Source organism: Candidatus Culexarchaeum yellowstonense (assembly GCF_024707025.1).
Lineage (GTDB): Archaea > Thermoproteota > Methanomethylicia > Culexarchaeales > Culexarchaeaceae > Culexarchaeum.
Genome location: NZ_JANGFQ010000100.1, coordinates 1 through 5,834, shown reverse-complemented (window position 1 = coordinate 5,834; position 5,834 = coordinate 1). Strand labels below are relative to the sequence as shown.

General features: G+C 41.1%; 7 protein-coding genes. 6 read left to right on the top strand and 1 reads right to left on the bottom strand.

Annotated features, from left to right (window positions below; translation table 11 throughout):
• A partial coding sequence (gene pxpB / locus MRT15_RS08975; protein WP_304329748.1) for a 5-oxoprolinase subunit PxpB occupies positions 1 to 662 on the bottom strand: 662 nt, incomplete at its 3' end.
• 70 nt (positions 663 to 732) lie between these two features.
• Here pxpB and MRT15_RS08970 point away from each other — a divergent pair.
• From MRT15_RS08970 to MRT15_RS08945, 6 genes are all read left to right on the top strand, one after another.
• Positions 733 to 1,218 (top strand): biotin/lipoyl-containing protein, encoded by a 486-nt coding sequence (locus tag MRT15_RS08970; protein WP_304329747.1) that lies wholly within the window; start codon positions 733 to 735, stop codon positions 1,216 to 1,218.
• A gap of 4 nt (positions 1,219 to 1,222) precedes the next feature.
• Complete coding sequence (locus MRT15_RS08965; protein WP_304329746.1) at positions 1,223 to 2,629, top strand: pyruvate carboxylase subunit B; 1,407 nt, start codon at positions 1,223 to 1,225, stop codon at positions 2,627 to 2,629.
• Positions 2,630 to 2,806: 177 nt separating this feature from the next.
• Positions 2,807 to 3,592: a DUF6754 domain-containing protein gene (locus MRT15_RS08960; protein WP_304329745.1), complete on the top strand. Its 786-nt coding sequence runs from the start codon at positions 2,807 to 2,809 to the stop codon at positions 3,590 to 3,592.
• A 13-nt stretch (positions 3,593 to 3,605) separates the two neighbouring features.
• Positions 3,606 to 4,259 (top strand): hypothetical protein, encoded by a 654-nt coding sequence (locus MRT15_RS08955; RefSeq protein WP_304329744.1) that lies wholly within the window; start codon positions 3,606 to 3,608, stop codon positions 4,257 to 4,259.
• 1 nt (position 4,260) lies between these two features.
• Entirely contained in the window at positions 4,261 to 5,106 is an 846-nt protein-coding gene (locus tag MRT15_RS08950) for a hypothetical protein (protein WP_304329743.1), read from the top strand.
• Positions 5,103 to 5,822 carry a hypothetical protein gene (locus MRT15_RS08945; protein ID WP_304329742.1) on the top strand — a complete coding sequence of 240 codons (720 nt, stop codon included), beginning with the start codon at positions 5,103 to 5,105 and terminating at the stop codon, positions 5,820 to 5,822. Before MRT15_RS08950 ends, MRT15_RS08945 begins: the two co-directional genes overlap by 4 nt.
• Positions 5,823 to 5,834: the final 12 nt, after the last annotated feature.

The following is a 5,834-nucleotide window of genomic DNA, read 5'->3' as shown; positions in this document are numbered from 1 at the left end:
CTACTTATCGGTTTGAATTTAACGTAATCCCCAATCTTGAATAGTGTTGGGGGATCCTTATTGGGATTAAATAGTCTCAGGGGGGTTCTACCTATAATTCTCCATCCCCCAGGGCTTTCAAATGGGTATATTCCAGTTTGCACCCCAGCTATCCCCACAGATCCTGCTGGAACCTTTATCCTTGGATTTTCAAGTCTTGGGACTGCTATCTTCTCAGGGACTTCCCCCATATATGGGAATCCAGGTATGAATCCAACCATGTAAACCCTATAAATCTGACTTGAATGTAAATTAATTATCTCCTCTATGCTTAGCTTCGTCAACTTGGATATGTCTTCAAGATCTAATCCATATTGCGGATCGTATACTGTTGGAACTTCAATAACCCTATTAACCTCTTCCTTCAAATCCTCAGGTTTTATGCTTCTCACTATCCTCCTTACCTCATCTATTAGCTTATCCCTATCAGCCTTCAGTGGATCCAGTATTGCCAGTATGGTTGTGTATGCTGGTATAACTTCCTTGATGCCAAGGCTTCTTAACTCCTCCAGCTTCTCGCTAACAATCTTAACCATGATATTAACTTCTCTACTCAATTTGCTTCCAAAATCTATCATCAGCCCCTCTTCACCCATTATTTGAACTTCCAATTCCCCCCTCATCGTCACTTCGCATATGCACCTTTCAAAAATTATATCAGTTTATTCATCTTTAAAGGTTATGTGAATAATTATGTCTTCTAATGCTAGGGGGTTTGTGGCTGCAGTTTTAGCTTTACATAGATACCTTTCAAATGCTGGTTTGAGGGGTGTTGATGAAGTTAAGTTGAGCTCTGGTTTTGAAGAGTATGTGTTTAGGGATGTTTCCTTGAATGGTGACGTTATGAGGTTTAAATTTTCAGATAAAGGTTATGTTGCAAAGTTTCATGGATTTGAAGTGGAGTTGAATGTTATTGGTTATGAGTCTTCTAGGGTGGTTGAGGAAACCCCTAAGGATTTATTCATAGTTAAATCCAGTGTTGGAGGTAGGATAATCAAACTACTCGTTTCTGAGGGTGCTAAGGTTGTTAGGGGTGAAACTCTATTGAAGATTGAATCTATGAAGATGGAGGTTGAGGTGAAATCCCCTGTGGATGGTGTTGTGGAGAGAATTCTAACATTTGAGGGGGGCGACGTTAAGGTTGGGGCACCCTTAATGGCAATAAGGTTGAGGGGGTGAGGTTATGGTTGAAATTGTAGATGTCACTTTGAGGGATGCTCATCAATCTCTATTAGCCACTAGATTTAGAACTGAGGATATGCTCCCAATATTGGATGTGATGGATGATATAGGATTCTACTCCATGGAGGTTTGGGGTGGAGCAACCTTCGATGTCCCATTAAGGTATTTGAATGAAGATCCATGGGTTAGACTTAAACTCATTAGGGAGAGGGTTAGGAAGACTAAGCTTCAAATGCTATTGAGGGGGCAGAACCTTGTTGGATATAGACATTATCCAGATGATATATGCGTGAAATTTGTGGAGAAGGCATTTGATAATGGTATTGATATATTCAGGATTTTCGATGCATTGAATGATTTGAGAAATGTTAAAGTGACAGTTGATGCTGCTAGGAGGGTTGGAGCTGAAATCCAGCTGTGTATGGTGTATACTGTAAGCCCAATACATACATTAAACTACTACCTATCATTAGCTAGAGAGATAGCGTCCATGGAAGTGGATTCCATATGCATTAAAGATATGTCTGGAATATTGAAGCCATATGTGGCATATGAGCTTGTTAAGAGGATTAAGAGTGAAGTTGGCATGCGGGTTGATGTTCATTCACATACCACAGCAGGCTTCGCTCCAATAACTATAATTAAAGCTATTGAAGCAGGTGCGGATTATGTGGATTGCGCCCTATCATCAATGTCCATGCATACATCACACCCACCACTGGAATCAATAGTTTCATCATTGGAGGGGACGCCATACGAGATTAAGAAGATAAATTTGAAATTAGCTCTAAAAGCTTCAAAATACTTCTGGGAGAAGAGGAAGAGGTACTCTGAATATGATTATGCATTGAAAAACCCTCCAGTGGATGCAAGTGTACTTGAACATCAAATTCCAGGTGGAATGCTCAGCAACCTATTGGAGCAATTGAGAATGCAAGGTGCTGAAGATAGACTGGATGAAGTTTTAATGGAAGTTCCAAGGGTTAGGAGAGATTTAGGCTACCCACCACTTGTAACACCATTATCACAAATAGTTGGGGCACAGGCGGTGGTGAATGTACTTTCAGGGAAACCATACTCAACAATAATAAGGGAGGTGAGAGACTATGTTAAAGGACTCTACGGGAAGCCTCCAGGAGAAATAAATCCAGAGCTAATTAAACTGGCTTTGGGGGATGAAAAGCCAATAACAGTTAGACCAGCAGAAATATTGGAGCCAGCCTACAATAAAATAGTTTCTGAACTCCCAAAGGAACTTGTGGAGAAGGATGAAGACTACATCACATACGCCCTCTTCCCAGACATTGCAATAAAATACTTCAAATACAGGGAAAATCTCAAAAAGCTTTCCACATACACCTTCGAAGTTATTGTAAACCTCCACAAATTCAACTTCAACGTAAAGTAAACAATCTTAACTAATATAAATAACCTAATTAAAGTATTTTCGATTTTGAAATTGCATGGCAAACTATATTTTTCACTTTTCCTAAAAATGTTAGTTACTTTATTTTAGAAAGGAGGAAAGGTATATATATTTTCACTTCTTAAGGTTATTATTGGAAAGTTTCTGGAGATGAATTCTATGTCTTTTGTACAATCTGGTAGGGCTAGTGGTCTAGTGATTCTATTGATAATCACCATTGCAACTATATACTTTATTGAGAGGGGTAAGAGGGGGAGGATACCTAGCATCCGTAGAGTTTCAGGTTTGGATGCTATTGATGAGGCTGTGGGTAGGGCTACTGAGATGGGTAGACCGGTATTCTGCTCTCAGGGTCTTGCAGATATTCATGATTCAACTTATGGTCCGCAGACCATTGCAGGGCTCTCAGTATTAAGTTATGTTGCACGTTTATGCGCTAAGTATGGTACTAGAGTTATAGTTCCAGTTGTCAGCTTAACAGTCTACCCCATTGCTAGGGAGATTGTTGAGAATGCTTATAGGATGGAGGGTAAGCTTGAGCAGTTTAAGTTGGATGATATACCATACTTGTCCACGTGGCAGTTTAGCTATTCGCTTGGCTATATGAGTTTGATGCAGAGGGAGAGGGCTGGTGCAAACGTTATGATTGGTGCATATTGGGCTGAGTCTCTACAGCTTGCGGAGACTGGTTATAAGGTTGGTGCTATGCAAGTTGCTGGTACTGCTAATACTCATCAGATTCCATTCTTCGTGGTCGCCACGGATTATACCTTGATAGGTGAAGAAATCTATGCTGCAGGGGCATACCTAAGCAAAGATCCAGCAATGATTGGAAGCATAGTAGCACAAGACATAGGCAAAATAATATCTTTGGTGTTGATAATTGTGGGGATATTGCTTGGGCTTGGTGGCTCCAAATTTATTGTTGATATATTGAAGATGTAGGGGGGTGTTTGGGTTGGCATGGTATAAACGTGTTGAAATTCCAATAGCAGTAACAGTTATATGTGCATTGATACAGATAATCCCATACTTCTTCACTTTGGGTCCAGATGTGGAGAGCTTCATGGATAATGCTGTGAATTGGGAGATGGTTGTAGCTACCGGGGCTCTGTTTGTGGGTGCAATCTCCATAATCTTAGTTCATGCCCCGAGAGTCGTTAAAAGACGCCAATATTGGGAGTATAGTTTAATCCTATTAATCTTAATGTTCGTGATGATGATAGTTGGTTTGCCAATTTGGGAGTGGGGTCTCGGGATGAATAACGATATATTCAATTTCCTAACAAACAACGTCTTAACACCATTGGATAGTAGCCTATATGCTATGTTAGCATTCTTCATAGCTTCAGCTGCTTATAGAGCTTTTAAGGCTAGATCCCTTGAAGCCGCATTACTATTGATTGCCGGATCAATACTGGTGTTTAGGAATGCCCCTCTGGGAACATTCCTAGTACCTCAAGTTGCAAGTCTTGGTGATTGGCTTTTCAACGTTCCCAATATGGCTGTTCAGAGATCAATCATAATTGGGGCTGCCCTCGGAGCCATAGTTCTGGGTATTAGAACTTTAACTGGTTATGAGAGGGGCTATTTGAGGGGTGGGGGGACATAAAATGTCTGGTAGTATTAGTATTTGGGAGAAGCTTGAAAACATTGATTCCAGAATACTATACCTACTCATATGGATAGTCGTTTTAACTCCAATGATTTCCCCAATAGGGTTGCCTGTGAGTATAAGTCCTAACACCGAAGCATACTATAGAACCATACAGAATTTGCCCCCAGGCTCCATGGTAGTCTTATCCTTTGACTTCGGTTTGGGATCTCTTGGAGAGCTTTACCCCATTGCCGTGGCAACCATGCATCACTTGTTCAGTAGACCTATAAAGTTCGCTATTATAGCCATATGGAATCAGGGACCCCTTGTCGCTAAAATGATCATCGACGAATTGAACCCAGAGGTTACTTATGGTAAGAAGTACGGTGTGGATTGGATATTTCTAGGATGGGCTCCTGGAGGTGAAGTTGCTATGCGTGCATTGGGGCAAGATTTCTGGAAAGTTTTCCCCACAGATTATCTGTATAAGCGCCCCGTTAGTGAATATCCAATTATGCAGAATTTGAGGTCTGCTAATGATGTTCAACTACTTATAAGTATAGAGACTGGTACACCTGGTGTTGATGAGTGGGTTAGGCAGTGGGGTACATATAATGTTCCAATGCTAGTTGCATGTATAGGGGTTACCGCTCCAGGTGTCACTCCATATGTTCAATCAGGACAAGTTAAGGGTATGCTTCCAGGGTTGAGGGCTGGTGCGGAGTACGAACTTCTAATAGGTAGGAAGGGTCTAGCAGTAGCTTCAGCTGATGCATTATCGACAACTCATATGGTCTTCCTAATATTCGTGGTCATAGGCAACATTGGATATTTTGCTAAGAAGAGGAGGGGGGTTAAATGACAGACATAACCACACTATTTGCAGCATTCTGTGGAGTATTCTTCACACTTGCAGTTTACACATTCCTATACAAGGAGAATCCATGGTCTAGGTTAGCTGAATATGTCTTCATAGGAACAGCCACCGGATATGATGTTGCATACTCCTTGGATTGGCTGAGGAGTCAGTGGGAGGGAACATGGTCAACAACCACCAGTGGTACAATTGCCTTTATATTTGCATTACTCGTAAGTGTATTATGGTACTTCAGATTCTCCAAGAGATTCTTCTGGCTTTACAGAATTGCATTGGCCATTGTCGTTGGTACTGGTATTGGATTAGCTTTGAGAACCATAGTCTTTGCTCAGCTTATTAGGCAGGTTAGCGCCACAGCTGGATTGACCTTCATCGGTGTGGATCCTTGGACTGCATTCAACAATCTAGTTACAGCCGCCATTGTGATCTGCGTCTTACTATACTTCACTTTCACCTTAAAGCAGGAAGCCGCTTTCTGGAAGCCTATTAATAAGTTTGCTAGATATGCCATGATGATAGGCTTCGGCTCAGCATACGGATACACAGTACTAACAAGAATGTCCATGTTCATTGGTAGAGTACAATTCCTACTAGGTATACCTCCATATGCACCTGAAAACAAGATGTTCTTCCCATGGGTTGCATTGATATTGCTTGGTACATTGCTTGGATACGACTATTACAAGAAAACCAAAAAATAAACCCATTTTTTT

Coding starts and splice junctions, on each gene's coding strand:
- MRT15_RS08970 (WP_304329747.1), top strand. CDS start 733: ATGTCTTCTAATGCTAGGGGGTTTGTGGCTGCAGTTTTAGCTTTACAT.
- MRT15_RS08960 (WP_304329745.1), top strand. CDS start 2,807: ATGTCTTTTGTACAATCTGGTAGGGCTAGTGGTCTAGTGATTCTATTG.
- MRT15_RS08945 (WP_304329742.1), top strand. CDS start 5,103: ATGACAGACATAACCACACTATTTGCAGCATTCTGTGGAGTATTCTTC.
- MRT15_RS08950 (WP_304329743.1), top strand. CDS start 4,261: ATGTCTGGTAGTATTAGTATTTGGGAGAAGCTTGAAAACATTGATTCC.
- MRT15_RS08965 (WP_304329746.1), top strand. CDS start 1,223: ATGGTTGAAATTGTAGATGTCACTTTGAGGGATGCTCATCAATCTCTA.